This window comes from Pseudomonas sp. Eqa60, assembly GCF_018326405.1.
In the GTDB taxonomy this organism is placed as follows: domain Bacteria; phylum Pseudomonadota; class Gammaproteobacteria; order Pseudomonadales; family Pseudomonadaceae; genus Aquipseudomonas; species Aquipseudomonas protegens.
Map to the genome: position 1 here is coordinate 5,563,077 of NZ_AP024342.1, position 16,321 is coordinate 5,579,397.

The 16,321-nt window shown below is 64.3% G+C and carries 14 protein-coding genes; 10 read left to right on the forward strand and 4 right to left on the reverse strand.

The genetic code is table 11. The annotated features are described in order from the left end of the window. Positions 1-95: 95 nt before the first annotated feature. Together KI242_RS25070 and KI242_RS25075 are read left to right on the forward strand one after the other, a co-directional pair. On the forward strand, positions 96-674 hold the full coding sequence (locus tag KI242_RS25070; RefSeq protein WP_011063161.1) for a PadR family transcriptional regulator: 579 nt from the start codon (positions 96-98) through the stop codon (positions 672-674). Next, positions 671-1,456, forward strand: a complete 786-nt coding sequence (locus KI242_RS25075) for a siderophore-interacting protein (protein WP_015636848.1) — start codon at positions 671-673, stop codon at positions 1,454-1,456. The genes KI242_RS25070 and KI242_RS25075 overlap by 4 nt, the downstream gene beginning before the upstream one ends. A 72-nt stretch (positions 1,457-1,528) precedes the next feature. Here the strand turns inward: KI242_RS25075 and KI242_RS25080 are convergent, their stop codons facing one another. Continuing rightward, on the reverse strand, positions 1,529-2,197 hold the full coding sequence (locus tag KI242_RS25080) for a Pr6Pr family membrane protein (RefSeq protein ID WP_011063163.1): 669 nt from the start codon (positions 2,195-2,197) through the stop codon (positions 1,529-1,531). An 8-nt stretch (positions 2,198-2,205) separates the two neighbouring features. Then, a complete protein-coding gene (locus KI242_RS25085) occupies positions 2,206-2,436 on the reverse strand; it encodes a VF530 family protein (RefSeq protein ID WP_019093117.1) in 231 nt (76 codons plus the stop codon). 265 nt (positions 2,437-2,701) lie between these two features. On the opposite strand from KI242_RS25085, the gene KI242_RS25090 reads away from it, so the two are divergent. Next, positions 2,702-4,741 (forward strand): TonB-dependent receptor, encoded by a 2,040-nt coding sequence (locus tag KI242_RS25090; RefSeq protein ID WP_212805635.1) that lies wholly within the window; start codon positions 2,702-2,704, stop codon positions 4,739-4,741. Positions 4,742-4,806: 65 nt separating this feature from the next. On the opposite strand, the gene KI242_RS25095 is transcribed toward KI242_RS25090, so the two are convergent. Next, a complete protein-coding gene (locus tag KI242_RS25095; RefSeq protein WP_212805636.1) occupies positions 4,807-6,195 on the reverse strand; it encodes a PLP-dependent aminotransferase family protein in 1,389 nt (462 codons plus the stop codon). A gap of 306 nt (positions 6,196-6,501) precedes the next feature. Here KI242_RS25095 and KI242_RS25100 point away from each other — a divergent pair, with 306 nt between their 5' ends. The 6 genes from KI242_RS25100 to KI242_RS25125 all read left to right on the forward strand — a co-directional run bounded on the left by KI242_RS25100 (position 6,502) and on the right by KI242_RS25125 (position 13,777). Further along, positions 6,502-7,704 carry a benzoate/H(+) symporter BenE family transporter gene (locus KI242_RS25100; protein WP_053153559.1) on the forward strand — a complete coding sequence of 401 codons (1,203 nt, stop codon included), beginning with the start codon at positions 6,502-6,504 and terminating at the stop codon, positions 7,702-7,704. A gap of 227 nt (positions 7,705-7,931) precedes the next feature. After that, the gene (locus KI242_RS25105) at positions 7,932-9,305 is read left to right on the forward strand and encodes a carbohydrate porin (RefSeq protein WP_011063168.1); all 1,374 of its coding nucleotides are present in this window, start codon (positions 7,932-7,934) and stop codon (positions 9,303-9,305) included. Positions 9,306-9,422: 117 nt separating this feature from the next. Further along, positions 9,423-11,843 carry a glucose/quinate/shikimate family membrane-bound PQQ-dependent dehydrogenase gene (locus tag KI242_RS25110; protein ID WP_015636854.1) on the forward strand — a complete coding sequence of 807 codons (2,421 nt, stop codon included), beginning with the start codon at positions 9,423-9,425 and terminating at the stop codon, positions 11,841-11,843. Between the two features lie 397 nt (positions 11,844-12,240). Continuing rightward, positions 12,241-12,501, forward strand: a complete 261-nt coding sequence (locus tag KI242_RS25115) for a hypothetical protein (protein WP_015636855.1) — start codon at positions 12,241-12,243, stop codon at positions 12,499-12,501. 229 nt (positions 12,502-12,730) lie between these two features. After that, positions 12,731-13,024, forward strand: a complete 294-nt coding sequence (locus tag KI242_RS25120; RefSeq protein ID WP_015636856.1) for a hypothetical protein — start codon at positions 12,731-12,733, stop codon at positions 13,022-13,024. 105 nt (positions 13,025-13,129) lie between these two features. Then, positions 13,130-13,777: a carboxypeptidase-like regulatory domain-containing protein gene (locus tag KI242_RS25125; protein ID WP_015636857.1), complete on the forward strand. Its 648-nt coding sequence runs from the start codon at positions 13,130-13,132 to the stop codon at positions 13,775-13,777. Here KI242_RS25125 and KI242_RS25130 read toward each other — a convergent pair. Then, complete coding sequence (locus tag KI242_RS25130; protein ID WP_015636858.1) at positions 13,755-15,413, reverse strand: hybrid sensor histidine kinase/response regulator; 1,659 nt, start codon at positions 15,411-15,413, stop codon at positions 13,755-13,757. The genes KI242_RS25125 and KI242_RS25130 overlap by 23 nt on opposite strands. A 145-nt stretch (positions 15,414-15,558) precedes the next feature. On the opposite strand from KI242_RS25130, the gene KI242_RS25135 reads away from it, so the two are divergent. Next, positions 15,559-16,176, forward strand: coding sequence for a response regulator transcription factor (locus KI242_RS25135; RefSeq protein WP_015636859.1), 618 nt, complete (start codon positions 15,559-15,561; stop codon positions 16,174-16,176). The last annotated feature ends 145 nt before the right edge of the window (positions 16,177-16,321 follow it).

Consider the following 16,321-nt stretch of genomic DNA (forward strand, 5'->3'; position numbering starts at 1 on the left):
TCCGACAAACGGCAGCATTGCCGCAGGCAGAAGTGCTTGCGTGGCTCATAAGATATATCTTAAGTTATGTCTAAATCGAAACGGAGAAAGAGAAAATGAGAGAGCACCACCACCCTCCCCATCGCGAGCACGGGGACAGCCATGAGATCTTCGAACGCCGCCCGGGCCGCGAACGCGGTGGCCGCGGGCCCCGGGTATTCGCCCCCGGCGACCTGAAACTGCTGCTGTTGGCGCTGATCGCCGAGCAGCCCTGCCACGGCTACGACCTGATCCGCCAGATCGAAAGCATGTTCGACGGCGCCTACAGCCCCAGCCCCGGGGTGATCTACCCGACCCTGACCTTTCTCGAAGAAAGCGAAATGATCCAGGGCGATGCCGAAGGCGGCAAAAAGCGCTACAGCGTGACCGACGCCGGACGTCTTTCCCTGCAGGAGCAGGCCATCGCCCTGGACGGCGTGCGCATGCGCATCGAGGTCAGCAAGCGTTCCCTGCGCGGACATGATCGCCCCGCTGAAATCCACGAGGCGGTGCACAACCTGCGCCACGCCCTGCAAATGCACCATGGCCGCTGGAGCCCGGAAGAAATCCTTCGGGTGCGCGACCTGCTGAACAACACCGCCAAGGCCATTGTCGATGGTCCTGTGAGCCACCCCGCCCCGGAGAAAAGCCAATGACTGCCAGCCCAGAACTGTCCATCCATCGGGTCATGCACGAGATCAAGCGCCGCCGCCTGGAGGTGCTGCGCGTGGTCGACCTGACCCCGCGCATGCGCCGCATCACCCTGGGCGGCCCTGAGCTGGCCGGGTTCATCAGCCTGGGCAGCGACGACCATGTGAAGCTGCTGTTCCCGCAGAACGCCGAACAGCAAGCCGCCCTGGAAACCCTGGTACTGGGCCCGGGCAAGGACAGCGGCCCGATGCCCGCCATGCGCGACTACACCCCGCGCCGCTATGACCTGGAGCTGGGCGAACTGGACATCGACTTCGTGCTCCACGGCGACGGCCCCGCCTCCACCTGGGCCGAACAGGCCGCACCGGGCCAGTTCCTGCACATCGGCGGGCCACGGGGCTCGATGGTGGTGCCGGATATCTTCGACAGCTACCTGCTGATCGGCGATGAAACCGCGCTGCCGGCCATTGCCCGGCGCCTGGAAGAACTGCCGGCCGGGCGCCAGGTGCTGGCGGTGATCGAGGTGCAGAACGCCGCCGAACGCCAGGCTCTGGACAGTGCCGCCCAGGTGCAGGTGATCTGGGTTGAACGGGACGCAGGCGGGCAGGACCTGATCAGCACGGTGCGCCAGGTGCAGGTGCCGCAAGGCAAGCTGTATGCCTGGGTAGCCACCGAGAGCAAGGTGTCGCGCCAGGTGCGTCGAGTGCTGCTGGATGAGCACCAGCTCAACGACGAATTCGTCAAGGCCGCCGGTTACTGGCGCCTGGACAGCAGCGAAGAAGAATAATCGCGCATCAGGGTAGGAACTGGCTTGCCAGCGAAGGCGGTCCCAAGGGCCCCCTCGCCGGCAAGCCGGCTCCTACGGGGCCCGGGACCGGAGTTTACCCAGCCAGCGGTCCAGCCCCAGCAACAGCAGGGATACCAGGACGAACCCCGCCAATATCCCGAGGGCATTGAGCAGCACCCGGGGGTAGCCCAGCCTGTCCACGGAGATGAAGGGATAGGGGTACAGCCCAAGCAAGTGCCCGCGCAGCAACAGGTAGGCGAAATACACAATCGGGTAGAGCGTCCACCACCCGATGTGCCTCATCCGCAGCCCGCCCTTGGGCACGCAACACCACCAATAGACCAGGAACAGCAGCGGCATCACGTCATGCAGCAACTCGTCCGCCAGCCATTGCCAACCCTGGGGATGCCAGAGGTGGCGCAACAGCAGGCTGTAGGCCAGCCCCACCAGCAGAATGCTCGCCGCCACGGCGCCGCTGACCCAGGGCTGGAGCATGAACGCCTGCCCCTTGGAAACCCGCAGGTTGAGGGCGCAGGTCAGCACGCTGGCCACCAGGGTATTGCTGAGCACGGTGAAGAAACTGAAGAAGTTCACCAGCCCGCCCAGCAGGCTGGCGCCACTGTCCCAGCGCAACAGCAGGATCAGGTACAGCTGGACGGTCAGCCCGAACCAGCCAAGGATCGCCGCCACGGCAATCAGGCCACGCCGAGTGCACAGCCCCGGCAGCGAGAAGCCAGCCATAGGGCTCCTTAAAGCGGGCGCTTGGTGCGTTGCAACTTCACATAGAGTTTCTCGACCTTCTCCCTCGCCCAGGGCGTCTTGCGCAGGAAGGTCAGGCTCGACTTGATGCTCGGGTCGCTCTTGAAGCAGCGGATATCAATGCGTTCGGCCAGCCCCGACCACTCGTAGTGTTCCACCAGCGCCTTGAGGATCTGTTCCAGGGTCACGCCATGCAGCGGGTCGGTGTGGGTGTCGGTCATGCCAGGCCTTTGCGGGAAGAAAATGAGGAAAGCCGCGCACCTTAGCCGAGGGCTTGGCCCCGCGCCAGCACGCTTGAGTAACTGTAGTCGCAGCCCGTCACCGAGGCGATCGGGCATGAACAGCGAAAAGTTCCTGGCTTTTCGAAATAAAAGAGATGTTATATTGTATCAATCAATAACAACTCACCCGCATTTTGGGCGCCCCCGTGTCCCGCCTGCTCACTGACTCAAAGCGCCTAGCGCTCTGTTCGCCAAGGAATGACCGATGTCCCGCTCAACTCACCGCCCTTCTCGCTCCCTGCTCTGGCGCCTGTCGCCACTGTCCGCCGCGCTGCTGATCGCCTCCCAGGCCCATGCCGTGGAATTGCCCCAGCAGGTCATCACCGCCAACCCCCTGGGCAGCACCGAACTGGCCGCCCCAAGCACTGTGCTGGAAGGCGACCAACTGACCCTGGAACAAAAAGGCAGCCTCGGTGAAACCCTGAACAAACAGCCGGGCGTGTCTTCATCCTACTTCGGGCCGGGGGCCAGCCGGCCGATCATTCGCGGCCTGGATGGCGACCGGATTCGCATTCTGCAGAACGGCGTCGGGGCCCTCGACGCCTCGTCGCTGTCCTACGACCATGCGGTGCCCCTGGACCCGGTTAACGTCGAGCGCATCGAGATCGTCCGCGGCCCGGCGGCCCTGCTGTACGGCGGTAACGCCATTGGCGGGGTGGTCAACAGCTTCGACAATCGGATTCCCACCGAGGCCATCGAGGGCATCCACGGGGCGGGCGAGTTGCGCTACGGCGGCGCCGACACCACCCGCAGCAGCGCCGGCAAGCTGGAAGCCGGCGATGGCACCTTTGCCCTGCACCTGGATGCCAACTCGCGGCAGTTCAATGACCTGAAGATTCCCGGCTACGCCCGCAGCCGTCACGCTGCGGCCAGTGAAGACGGGGATGGCAAGAAAGGCCGCCTGGGCAACAGCGACGGTCGCCAGGACGGCGGTGCCATCGGCGGTTCCTACACCTGGGACGACGGCTATGCCGGCCTGTCCTACAGCAACTACGACTCCAACTACGGCTCCCCCGCCGAAGAAGACGTGCGCATCCGCATGAAGCAGGACCACTACGCCTTCGCTTCGGAACTGCGCAACCTCCAGGGCCCGTTCAGCTCGCTCAAGTTCAACGCCGGCTACACCGACTACGAACACCGCGAGATCGAGGGCGGTGAAACCGGCACCACCTTCAAGAACAAGGGCTACGAGGCCCGTGTCGAGGCCCGGCACCAGCCGCTGGGCCCGCTCGAAGGGGTGATCGGTGCACAGGTCAACCGCAACGAATTCTCCGCCCTGGGCGAAGAAGCCTTCGTGCCACAGACCGATACCAACAGCGGCGCGCTGTTCATCCTCGAAGAACTGCAAGCCACCGAACGCCTGCGGCTCAGCCTCGGCGGGCGCCTGGAACACACCACCGTGGACCCGGACAGCAAGGGCAACGCACGCTTCGCCCAGGCCGACAAGTCCAGCAGCTTCACCGCCGGCAGCCTGTCCTCGGGGGCGGTCTACACCCTGACCCCGGTCTGGTCCCTGGCCGCGACCCTGGGCTACACCGAGCGCGCCCCGACCTTCTACGAGCTGTATGCCAACGGCGCCCACGTCGCCACCGGCACCTATGAAGTGGGCAGCGCCAAGCTATCGAAGGAAAAAGCCGTGTCCAGCGACCTGGCCCTGCGCTTCGACAACGGCATCCACAAAGGCAGCGTCGGCGTGTTCTACAGCCACTTCTCCAACTACATCGGCCTGCTGGGCACGGGGCGCACCCTCAACGATGAAGGCGAAGAAGATGCGACAGGTATCCCGGAATACGCCTACAGCGGAGTGCGGGCACGCTTCAGTGGGATCGAGGCCCAGGATCGCTGGACCCTGGGGGAAAACGCCTACGGCAAGTTCGCCCTGGAACTGTCCGGCGACTACACCCGGGCCAAGAACCTGGATAACGGCCAGGACCTGCCCCGCATCGCTCCATTGCGCCTGAACAGTGGCCTGCTGTGGGAACTGGACCGCTGGCAGGCACGCCTGGATGTACAACATGCCGCCAGCCAGGGCCGGGTGCCGGACAACGAAAGCGGCACCGATGGCTACACCACCTTTGGCGCCAGTGCCGGTTATCGCTTCGATATCGGACATAGCCAGTGGCTGGCCTTCGTCAAGGGCGAGAACCTGACCAACCAGACCGTGCGCTATGCCAGCTCGATCCTACGGGATATCGCGCCGGCCGCCGGGCGCAGTGTGGAAGTGGGGTTGCGTACTACCTTTTAAGGCCCTGTTCGCCGGCAAGCCGGCTCCTACACGGCCCCGTAGGAGCCGGCTTGCCGGCCAAGGGTTTAGCGGTAACGCCGCGGGTCAGCCTCGATCAGGCTGGCCAGCTGGGTCAGGGCAAAGCGCAACTCGTCCTGGGTGGTGGGCGACATCAATACCACCCGCACACAACGGGAGCTGGCACCGCGTTCCACCTGGAACTGGCTGCCGCTCATCACCAGCACGCCATTGGCTCGGGCCAGGGTGGCGAACTCATCGCCCGTCCAGGGCTCCGGCAAGGTCAGCCACAGGTGATAGCTGTGGGGCTGGGTCCGGATCTCCAGGCCGGCAAACACGTCCCGGGCAATCGCCTGGCGCGCTGCCGCTTCATTGCGCTGGGTCTGTACCAGCTTGCGGTCCAAGCCTTCGACAATCACATTGCTGGCCAATTGCGCGGTCAGCGGCGACGGCATCCACACGCTGCTACGGACCATGGAACTCAGCCGCGACAGCAGCTTTGGCGGGCTGTAGAGGTAACCCACGCGCAACGCCGGCATGATCGCCTTGGACAGGCTGGTGAGGTACACCGAACGCTGCGGCGCATAGCTCGCCAGCGGCTTGATCGACGGATCGGTGGCGAGAAAGCCGTAGATATCGTCGTCGATGATCAGGAAGTCGAACTCTTCGGCGATTGCCGCAATTTGCGCCCGACGCCTTGGCGACATGATCGCCGTGGTGGGGTTCTGGCAACTGGCGACGCACACCAGCAGCGCCGGTTTTTCTCGCAGGCACTGCTCGCGCAGGGCCTCGGGGAGTATTCCCTCTTCATCCATGGCCACGCCCCGCAGGCGCCGCTCCAGGCCGTGGGCCACGGAGATGATGCCCGGGTAGCAGAGCGACTCGCAAAGCACCAGGTCGCCGGCGTTGCTCAGGGCGCTGATGGCCACCATCAGCCCGTGCTGGGCACCGGAGGTAATGACCACCTGCTGCCAGTTGGCCTCGGGCAAGGAATGCCGCAACCACTGCGCCCCGGCCTCGCGATGAGCCGGGTGGCCTCCATCGGGGGCGTAGTCCAGCGCCCGGCCGAAGTCACTGCTGCGGGCCATGCCCACCAGGGCGCTACGCAACCAGTACTCCAGGGTTTCGCTGTAGGGCTTGATGATCGACAGGTCCAGGGCTTCGGCCTGCCCCAGGGACAGGGACGGAGCGCTGGAACCTTCGGGCAACACCAGCGGCGGCTGCGCCAGCACGTAAGTGCCGCGGCCGACTTCGCCCTGCACCAACCCACGCCGCTGAGCTTCGCTGTAGGCGCGGCTGATGGTGCCAGGGGTGACATTCAGGGTTACCGCCAGCTCGCGCAGGGTCGGCAAGCGGTCACCATCATTCAACAAACCGCTGCCGATATCCCGCGCCAGGGCGTCGGCGATGGACAGGTAGACCGGTTGATTGAACTCGCTTAACTGGGGAACCCACATGGAGGCTGATGACCATCGGCTGCGTTGAGGTGGACCGGAGCATATCACAGCCATGGATCGCCTCTTAACATCGACTCATTTGGAAAATTGATTCGATCTTCAAGCCAAACTGGCGACTCAAAACCGCTAAAAAGTTTTTATATTATCTATAAATTCTTATAAATCATTAACTTACCAACAAAACATAGCCAGCTTCGGTAGAGCCATCCCGAGAAACAATTGAATCGATTCAATTCATTGAAATACACTCAACCAACACCAACCCAATCGACTCAATCCCTCCCACCCATGCCCAGTCGAGATGCCATGCACAGTCTCAGCAAGGACCTGTCCCTCTCCGCCGTGATCGCCGGCCTGATCGCCGTGATCATTTCCTACGCCGGCCCCTTGATCATCGTGTTCCAGGCCGCCCGCGAAGCCCATCTGCCCAGCGACCAGGTGTCATCGTGGATCTGGGCCATCTCCATCGGCAGCGGCCTCACCGGCCTGCTGCTGAGCTGGCGCCTGAAAGTGCCAGTGATCACCGCCTGGTCCACCCCCGGCGCGGCGCTGCTGGTGTCGATGCTGCCCACGGTGTCGCTGCCCCAGGCCATCGGCGCCTACATCGTGGCCTCATTGCTCATCGCGCTGGTCGGGCTTTCCGGGGCCTTCGACAAGCTCATGAGCCGCCTGCCCAAGGCGATTGCCGCCGCCATGCTGGCGGGTATCCTGTTCCGCTTCGGCGCCGGCCTGTTCACTTCGGTCAGCCTGCAACCGGCCTTGGTGCTGGCGATGATCGCCGCCTACCTGCTGGGCAAGCGCCTGTCACCCCGCTACGCGATCCTCGCGGTGCTGCTGGTGGGCTGCGCGATGGCCGCAGGCCTGGGCGAACTCAATGGCGGTGCCATCACCCTGGCGGTGGCCCAGCCGATCTTCATCGCTCCCGAGTGGAGCTGGCACGCCATCATCAACATCGGCCTGCCCCTGGCCCTGGTCACCCTGACCGGGCAATACGTGCCGGGCATGGCGGTGATGCGCAGCGCCGGCTACAACACCCCGGCCCGCTCGATCATTTCCTGGACAGCCATCACCTCGGCACTGCTGGCGCCGTTCGGCTCCCACGGGATCAACCTGGCGGCCATCACCGCTGCCATCTGCACCGGCCGCGAAGCCCATGAAGACAAGGACAAGCGCTACATCGCCGGGATCGCCTGCGGCCTGTTCTACATCCTCATGGGGATTTTCGGCGCGACCCTGGCCTCGGTGTTCGCCGCCCTACCCAAGGAACTGATTGCGGCACTGGCCGGCCTGGCCCTGTTCGGCGCCATCAGCGCCGGGTTGAGCGGCGCCATGGCCGACGAAAAACAGCGTGAAGCGGCGCTGATCACCTTCCTGGTCACGGCATCGGGCATGAGCTTCCTGGGCCTGGCCGCCGCGTTCTGGGGGTTGATCTTCGGCCTGGTGGCGCACTTTGCTCTGAGCCACACCCGGCACAAACCCAGCCTCGCCCAGGCCAGCGCCCCACGCTGAGCAGAGCCCGGGCCGGGAACTGTTACCGATTGCGAAACTGTTCATGTCAATAAAAGCGCTTTCTCTCCCGGAGACGGCGCTTTATCCTTAGCCCCCTAATAAAGCTGAACCGTTTCATCTTTCCCTTTGAAATCAGTGGCCTGCCGTTCTCGATCAACCTGCATCGATGCTACGCGCCATGCCCTTGCTTCTGCCTATTCCTAGAAAAAGACCTTATCCGAATGCCTATGCCCACTTTTCAGCGTTTAAAAGACAGCGCTGTCCTGACTTCCGTCGCCCTGCCCAAGAGCCTGAGCCTACTCGGCGCCCTTGGATTTGCCGCCTGCGCCCAGGCCGCACCGGCCTTCGACAGTGACTCACCGTGGATGCTCGGCGACTGGAATGGCACCCGCACGGAACTGGCCAACAAAGGCTACGACTTCAAGATCGACTACGTCGGCGAGATGGGCGCCAACCTGCACGGTGGCTACGACCACGACCGCACCGCGCGCTACAGCGACCAGTTCGCCTTCGGCAGCCACCTGGACCTGCAGAAGATCCTCGGCTGGGACGACGCCGAATTCCAACTGACGGTGACCAAGCGCGACGGCGACAACATCAGCAACGACCGGATCAACGACCCGCGGGTCGGCGGCTTCACCTCGGCCCAGGAAGTCTGGGGCCGCGGCCAGACCTGGCGCCTGACGCAAATGTGGTACCAGCAGAAATTCTTCGACCAGAAGCTCGACATCAAGGCCGGCCGCTTCGGCCAGGGCGAAGACTTCAACAGCTTCCCCTGCGACTTCCAGAACCTGGCGTTCTGCGGCTCCCAGGTGGGTAACTGGGCCGGCAGCGTCTGGTACAACTGGCCGGTCAGCCAGTGGGCCCTGCGGGTCAAATACCACCTGAACGCCGAGCTCTACGCGCAGATCGGTGCCTATGAGCAGAACCCCTCGAACCTCGATCGCGACAACGGCTTCAAGCTCAGCGGCAGCGGCACCCAGGGCACACTGTTGCCAGTGGAACTGGTGTGGACACCCAAACTCAACGGCCTGGCCGGTGAGTACCGCGCCGGCTATTACTACAGCAGCGCCAAGGCCAGCGACGTCTACAAGGATGGCAATGGCCAGCCTGCAGCCCTGACCGGCGAGGCCTACCGCAGCAGCTCCAGCAAGCACGGCCTGTGGCTGGGCGCGCAACAGCAGGTCACCAGCCAGGCCAGCGACCACTCCCGCGGCCTGAGCCTGTTCGCCAACGTCACCGCCCACGACAAGAAGACCAACGCCATCGACAACTATGTCCAGGCGGGCCTGGTCTACAAGGGGCTGTTCGATGCCCGGGCCAAGGATGACATCGGCTTTGCCCTGGCCCGGGTCCATGTCAACCCGGCGTACCGCAAGAACGCCCAGGCCAGCAACCAGGCCCGGGCGCTCTACGACTACGACAACCCGAGCTACCTGCCGCCCCAGGACACCGAATACAGCGCCGAGCTGTACTACGGCGTGCACCTGGCCAACTGGCTGACCGTGCGCCCCAACCTGCAATACATCCGCCACCCCGGCGGCGTGAGCCGGGTGGACGACGCCCTGATCGGCGGGATCAAGATCCAGAGTTCGTTCTAAGGCCGACAGGCACACAACGACGCCATTCACAGTTTTCAGCTGAACCAAGCCCGCGCCTGATCGTCATCTACAGTGAACATGCGCGGGAACACTCTAAACGTCACGGAGAACCACACTATGAGCACTGAGGGTGCTTCAAGTCCGAGCCGCTTGCTGCCAAGCCTGCTCGGGATCTTGCTGCTGCTAATGGGCCTGGCCTTGCTGGCCGGGGGGATCAAGCTGAGCATGCTCGGCGGCTCGCTGTACTACGTTTTGGCCGGTATCGGCCTGACGTTGACCGGCCTCTTGCTGCTGGCCGGTAAACGCGCGGCGCTGGGCCTGTACGCCCTGGTACTGTTCGCCAGTACCGTCTGGTCGCTATGGGAAATCGGCCTGGACTGGTGGCAACTGGTGCCACGCCTGTCGCTGTGGTTCGCCCTCGGCGTGGTCCTGCTGCTGCCCTGGTTCCGTCGCCCGCTGCTGCGCGATGGCCCGGCCCCGCTGGGCACCGCTGCCCTGAGCGTGGCCGTGGTCCTGGCCGGTGGCGCCGCCATTGGCAGCCAGTTCACCAACCCCGGGGAAATCTCCGGTGACCTGGGCCGCGACACCGCGGACATGACCAGCACCGCGCCGGCCATCCCCGACGGTGAATGGCAGGCCTACGGCCGCACCGAGTTCGGCGATCGCTACTCGCCGCTGAAGCAGATCACCCCGGCCAACATCGGCAAGCTGCAGGAAGCCTGGCGCATCCGCACCGGCGACATGCCGACCGACAAGGACCCGGTGGAAATCACCAACCAGAACACCCCGCTGAAGGTCAACGGCAAGCTCTATGCCTGCACCGCCCACAGCAAAGTGCTGGCCCTGGACCCGGATACCGGCAAGGAAATCTGGCGCTTCGATCCGCAGATCCAGGGCCCCAACGGCGACGACTTCCGTGGCTGGGCACACATGACCTGCCGTGGCGTGTCGTACTACGACGAAGCCAACTTCAAGAACGCCGACGCCATCAGCCAGCCGGCCACCCTGTCCCCCGCGGGCCAGGCCATCGCCACCAGCTGCCCGCGTCGCCTGTTCCTGCCTACCGCCGATGCGCGCCTGATCGCCATCAACGCCGACACCGGCAAGGTCTGTGAAGACTTCGGCACCAAGGGCGCCGTGGACCTGAAGGCCGGTATCGGCCCATTCACCCCGGGCGGCTACTACTCCACCTCCCCGGCGGCCATCACCCGTAACCTGGTGATCATTGGCGGCCACGTGACCGACAACGAGTCGACCAACGAGCCGTCCGGCGTGATCCGCGCCTTCGACGTGCACGACGGCCACCTGGTGTGGAACTGGGACTCGGGCAACCCGGACGAGACCACTCCGCTGCCGGAAGGCAAGACCTATACCCGCAACTCGCCGAACATGTGGTCCCTGGCCAGCGTCGACGAGAAACTGGGCATGGTCTACCTGCCACTGGGCAACCAGATGCCTGACCAGTGGGGCGGCAACCGCACCGCAGGCGCCGAGAAATTCAGCGCCGGCACCGTGGCCCTGGACATCGACACCGGCAAGCTGCGCTGGAACTACCAGTTCACCCACCACGACCTGTGGGACATGGACGTGGGCAGCCAGCCGACTCTGCTGGACATGAAGACCGCGGACGGCGTCAAGCCGGCGCTGATCCAGCCGACCAAGCAAGGCAGCCTGTACGTACTGGACCGTCGCGACGGCACCCCGATCGTGCCGATCCGTGAAGTACCGGCCCCGACCGGCGCAGTCGAAGGCGACCACACCGCACCGACCCAGGCCCGTTCGGACCTGAACCTGCTGCCGCCGCCACTGGACGAGAAAGCCATGTGGGGTGCCACGCCGTTCGACCAGATGCTGTGCCGCATCCAGTTCAAGGAACTGCGCTATGAAGGTCAGTACACCCCGCCATCGGTGCAGGGCAGCCTGATCTACCCGGGCAACGTCGGCGTGTTCAACTGGGGCAGCGTCTCGCTGGACCCGGTCCGTCAATTGCTGTTCACCAGCCCGAACTACATGGCCTTCGTTTCCAAGCTGGTGCCGCGTGCCGAAGTGGCCGCCGGGAGCAAGCGCGAAAGCGAGACCTCGGGCGTGCAACCCAACACCGGCGCGCCTTACGCGGTGATCATGCATCCGTTCATGTCGCCGCTCGGCGTACCTTGCCAGGCTCCGGCCTGGGGCTACGTGGCCGGTATCGACCTGACCACCAACAAGGTGGTGTGGAAGCACAAGAACGGCACCAGCCGTGACAGCTCGCCAATCCCGATCGGCCTGCCGATGGGCGTGCCGAGCATGGGCGGCTCCATGGTTACCGGTGGTGGCGTGGGCTTCCTCAGCGGCACCCTGGACCAGTACATCCGCGCCTATGACGTGAAGAACGGCAAGGAGCTGTGGAAGTCCCGCCTGCCAGCGGGTGGCCAGGCCACGCCGATGAGCTACACCGGCAAGGATGGCAAGCAGTACGTGCTGGTGGTCGTGGGCGGCCACGGCTCCCTGGGCACCAAGATGGGCGACTACATCATTGCCTACAAACTGTCGGAATAAGCTTTACCGGCAGGCATGAAAAAGGCGGCTACCTTCTGGTAGCCGCCTTTTTTGTGCCGTTCGCCCTCTGCGTAGGAGCTGGCTTGCCAGCGAAGACGCGGGCCCGGGCGCTGCATGGCTTGCGGGCCTCTTCGCCGGCAAGCCGGCTCCTACAAGGGGCTTGTCATTCCATCTTGCTCGACCGGCAGCCCTTCAAAGGACGGTCACCGAAAATTCCTACAACTCACGTCCCATCGCATCACCTTGCCCCTCAAGGGCTCTGCCCTTAAGGTCTGGGGGTCATTGAAAACTCAGTGACAGGGGTGTGGAAGCCCCCCATATCGTCAGGCGCGCAAAGCACCAGCAACTGCCTGACCTGTTTGTAGCCTGCACTTTGGACAAAGCCGTGGAGCAATACATGCCCCTCACCAGCAACGACTACAACATCCCCGCCCTGCTGGTGGACACCCAGGCCCCGCTGGACGCTCTCCACGAAGCCGCCGCACACCGCATCCGCGCGGCCACCCAGTTGCTGGAGAACATCGCCAGCCACGACAACCTGCAGAGCAACCCGGCTCTGCTCCAGGACTTCGCCCAGCTGTGCGTCATCCCCCTGCGCGATGGCTGCGACCTGCTGGACGTACTGGGCCGACGCCTGCAGGAACAACTGCTGACCTGACCCCGGCTCCAGGACCGGCGGCGCCTCGCCGGCCCTCTCAAGCGGCCCTGTTCGCCTGCCCAGCAGTCCCTTAATTGCAAAGCGACATTAGCCCATTTGTGCTAATCGACCCTCCCCCAACCCGGGGCTATAGTGCCGAGCAACCATCTGATCTCCCCACCGTTGCCAGCCTGCGGTGTCGGGAGCGGCTGCGCCGTTGAAAACACAACAACACCAAGGAAGATTCATCATGAAACTCCAGTCCAGCCTCCGCCCCGTTGCCCTGCTCAGCCTCCTGGCACTCGCCCTGGGCGGTTGCGCCATCGCCAAACCGAGCAACGACGACCTCAAGAACCGCGCCCAGATCACCCTTGGCAAGCCGGTTTCCACGGTTTCCAACGTGCGCAGCGACGCGTCCCAGACCTACTTCACCGCCAGCACCAGTGCCGGCGAATACAATTGCGTACTGCCCAGCGGCGGCATGGTCGCCTTCGCCACCATGGGTGGAGCGGTAGCGCTGCCGGCCGAGTGCAGCAAGCAATAAACCGCTAGCCCCTGGCCAACCAGGTTCGCCGCGACGGGCTGCACCGGTGTAGCAGCGGGACAGCGTCGGGCGAGCACCACTCCCTCCTGAAAAGGTCCTGAGTTGATGAAACCCCGTCTCTTCATGGTGACAGGCCTGGCCCTGCTCGCCTGTACCCTGATTGCCTGCGCGCCGCGCCAAGGGCGAACCCTGGACGAATACCCGCCAGTCAAGATTCCCACCGTGCAGTACCCCGACGAGCCCTTCGACACCCAGGCCGCGCGCGCCGCGCTGCAACCCGGCACCGCAACGCTCACCGGCAAGTTCTGTATCGTCGGCAATGACGGTATCGAAGACAGCCGCAACGTCGAGATCTATCTCTACCCGGCCACCCCGCACTTGCAGGCCTGGCACAAGTTGCGCGCGTCCCAACCCGAAGGCGCACCGGTGAGCATGGTCCCCGAGGCCCTGGCCGTGCACCGGGTGACCCGCACCGACGGCAACGGCATCTTCCAGTTCACGGGGCTGCAACCGGGCCGCTACTTCGTCCAGGGCCGCGATATGGTGTACGGCACCAGCCGCTGGAACGAGTACGTGGGCACCGGCCAGAGCAACACCAACTACGGGCCGGTGACCACCCACTACTACACCGAGCGCAGTTCGATCTCTTCGTACTCGGGCATGCTGGATGACTTCGTCGAACTGGCCAGCGGCGAGAACAAGAAGCTGACCATGACCAACTACCCCCTGCTTATCCCGTGCCGGACCTGGTAACTGCCTCTGGCGCCGCAGCCCTGTGGGCAGGCACCAGCGGCGCCTCGCGCAGGGCTCGCAAGGTGCTGCGCAGTTCCACCGGCCGCACCGGCTTGGACAGGATGGCGATGTTGCGGTCGTGCAGGGCGGCGTGGATTTTCTCGATGTCGTGCCCGGTGATGATCAGCGCCGGCACTTCCCAGCCCCGCTGCTGACGGATGCTGTCGATGCATTCGATACCCGAGGCCCGGGTGCCCAGGTCATAGTCGGCGACGATAATGTCGCAATCGGTCAGCAGGTTCTCCCCGCTCGATTCGGCCTGGACCACGCAGCCCCAGCGCTCCAGCAGCGCCGAAGTGGCCAGCAGCACGTTACGGTCATCCTCCACCAGACAGACCCGCAGCCCGGTCAGCAAGCCGCTCTGCAACGCCTCGTCACGACCGTGCAAACGCTGTGGCGCGGCCAGTGACAGGCCGTGCAGGCTGACCGTGGTGCCGTGGTCGACCCGCGAACGAATCGTCACCTGCAGGTCAGTCATCTGCCCCAGGCGCTTGACGATGGACAGGCCCAGGCCGACGCCTTCGACGTCCTTGTCCCGTACCTGGCGAACCCGGTAGAACTCATCGAAGATCTTCGGCAGATGCTCCTCGGCAATCCCCCGACCCTGGTCATAGATGACAATGGCCAGGCCTTGGCCACGCCGGCGCACGCCAATCAGCACCGGCCGTTCCGCGGCGTACTTGAAGCAGTTGGACAGCACGTTCTGCACCATGGTCGCCAACAGCCCCGGGTCGACCCGCACCCAATGGGCGCAGGGCCGCAGCCGCAGTTCGACACCGGCCCAGCGCGCCGCCTCGGAATTCTGGCGTACCAGGTCGCGCAGCAGTTCGCCCAGGTGGACGGTTTCGTACTTGGGCTGCACTCGCCCGTTGTCCAGGGTGTAGAGGTCGAGGATCGAGCGGAACAGCTGCGAGACGTTGAGCAGCGAACGATCGATGTTGTCCACCAGGCGCCGCTCATCCACCCCCAGGCTGGCTTCGCGCAGGCAGGCGGTGAACAGGCCGATGGAGTGGATCGGCTGGCGCAGGTCATGGCTGGCCTGGGCCAGGAAACGGGACTTTTCCAGGTTGGCGGCAATCGCCTCTTCCGAAGCAAGGCGGGTGCGCTTGAGCAGGATGTGGGCGTACACCGGGATCACCGTGCTGGTGATCATCAGCATCAGCACCATGTAGGGCTGGGCCTGCCAATAGGGGGTCAGCAGGTAGACCATGAACAGCGCGAACAGCGCCAGCACGGTGGCGATGGCCAGGTAGCGCGAGCCGAAACGCATGCCATTGCCCAGGTTGACCCAGACCATCACCGCATAGATCGGCAGCGCCCCCTCGCCGCCTACCACCAGGCCGTAACAGGTGCCGGTGTAGTCATAGACCATGCCCAGGATGCGCCGCGCCGGGTAGTGCCCGGGCCAACGGGCAATGGCCATGCGCAGCACGATCGAACCCAGCATGAACAGGGAAATGTAGATCATCACCGGCACGTAGGGATCCACATCCTGCCCCGGCAGGAAGCCGATCACGCCAAACCAGACCAGGGCGCATCCGGCCACGATAATCCGCAGGGTGGCCTGATCGAGTTCACTGTCTTTCTCAACTTTCATGCAATCACCTCCTTGTGCAATATGCGCTGCCGTGGTCTTTTGCCGTTCGGCAAACTGGCCCATCGGACACGACCAGCGGGCAGTTACAACGCCGTGCGCCAAGTTAGCATGCCCACAGGACTGGATGTTTCAAGGAGTTTCAAACATGACATGCCGGATTATCGTCGCCGACGACCACCCGTTGTTTCGCGAAGGCATGCTGCGCACCATCCAGCGCTTGCTGCCCGATGCCGTGCTCGAAGAGGCCGGCGACCTGGCTGCGGTAATGGCCCTGGCCGAGAGCGGCGAGGAGCCGGACTCGCTGATTCTCGACCTGCGCTTTCCCGGCCTGACCTCGGTCAGCATGATTGCCGGCCTGCGCCAGCAATTGCCGCGCACCTCGATCATCGTGGTGTCGATGGTCGACAACCAGGACCTGATCGCCGAAGTCATGGCCGCCGGGGCCGACGGTTTCATCGGCAAGAGCATCAGCCCGGACGAGATCGGCCAGGCGATTCAGGCCATCCGCGAAGGCGACGTGGTGGTCAAGTACGCGCCTTCCGGCCTGCTGCTGCCCCTGGACGCCTGCGCCGAAGTGAGCCAGCTGACCACCCGGCAACAGGAAGTCCTGCGCCTGATCGCCCAGGGCAAGACCAACAAGGAAATCGCCCGAGAGCTGGATATCTCGCCGTTCACCGTGCGCATCCACGTGTCTTCCCTGCTGCATACCCTCAAGGTGCCGTCACGCGCCGCGGCGGCGGTGAAGTTCGCCGGCACCTGGTAAACCGGGACAATCGGGGCCGCGCTATCGGGCGGCCTGCACCAGAATGCCAAGACACGGTTGGTCAGCGCGCGCCGTTAATGCTGGGAAGCCCTGCGCAAATGAGGCAGCATCGGTTCTGGCACGCCGGTATAAACGCCATGGCATT

What these genes read in the sequence shown, in the direction of transcription:
- KI242_RS25070 (WP_011063161.1), top strand. Translation starts at nt 96, where the DNA reads ATGAGAGAGCACCACCACCCTCCCCATCGCGAGCACGGGGACAGCCAT.
- KI242_RS25075 (WP_015636848.1), top strand. Translation starts at nt 671, where the DNA reads ATGACTGCCAGCCCAGAACTGTCCATCCATCGGGTCATGCACGAGATC.
- KI242_RS25080 (WP_011063163.1), bottom strand. Translation starts at nt 2,197, where the DNA reads ATGGCTGGCTTCTCGCTGCCGGGGCTGTGCACTCGGCGTGGCCTGATT.
- KI242_RS25085 (WP_019093117.1), bottom strand. Translation starts at nt 2,436, where the DNA reads ATGACCGACACCCACACCGACCCGCTGCATGGCGTGACCCTGGAACAG.
- KI242_RS25090 (WP_212805635.1), top strand. Translation starts at nt 2,702, where the DNA reads ATGTCCCGCTCAACTCACCGCCCTTCTCGCTCCCTGCTCTGGCGCCTG.
- KI242_RS25095 (WP_212805636.1), bottom strand. Translation starts at nt 6,195, where the DNA reads ATGTGGGTTCCCCAGTTAAGCGAGTTCAATCAACCGGTCTACCTGTCC.
- KI242_RS25100 (WP_053153559.1), top strand. Translation starts at nt 6,502, where the DNA reads ATGCACAGTCTCAGCAAGGACCTGTCCCTCTCCGCCGTGATCGCCGGC.
- KI242_RS25105 (WP_011063168.1), top strand. Translation starts at nt 7,932, where the DNA reads ATGCCCACTTTTCAGCGTTTAAAAGACAGCGCTGTCCTGACTTCCGTC.
- KI242_RS25110 (WP_015636854.1), top strand. Translation starts at nt 9,423, where the DNA reads ATGAGCACTGAGGGTGCTTCAAGTCCGAGCCGCTTGCTGCCAAGCCTG.
- KI242_RS25115 (WP_015636855.1), top strand. Translation starts at nt 12,241, where the DNA reads ATGCCCCTCACCAGCAACGACTACAACATCCCCGCCCTGCTGGTGGAC.
- KI242_RS25120 (WP_015636856.1), top strand. Translation starts at nt 12,731, where the DNA reads ATGAAACTCCAGTCCAGCCTCCGCCCCGTTGCCCTGCTCAGCCTCCTG.
- KI242_RS25125 (WP_015636857.1), top strand. Translation starts at nt 13,130, where the DNA reads ATGAAACCCCGTCTCTTCATGGTGACAGGCCTGGCCCTGCTCGCCTGT.
- KI242_RS25130 (WP_015636858.1), bottom strand. Translation starts at nt 15,413, where the DNA reads ATGAAAGTTGAGAAAGACAGTGAACTCGATCAGGCCACCCTGCGGATT.
- KI242_RS25135 (WP_015636859.1), top strand. Translation starts at nt 15,559, where the DNA reads ATGACATGCCGGATTATCGTCGCCGACGACCACCCGTTGTTTCGCGAA.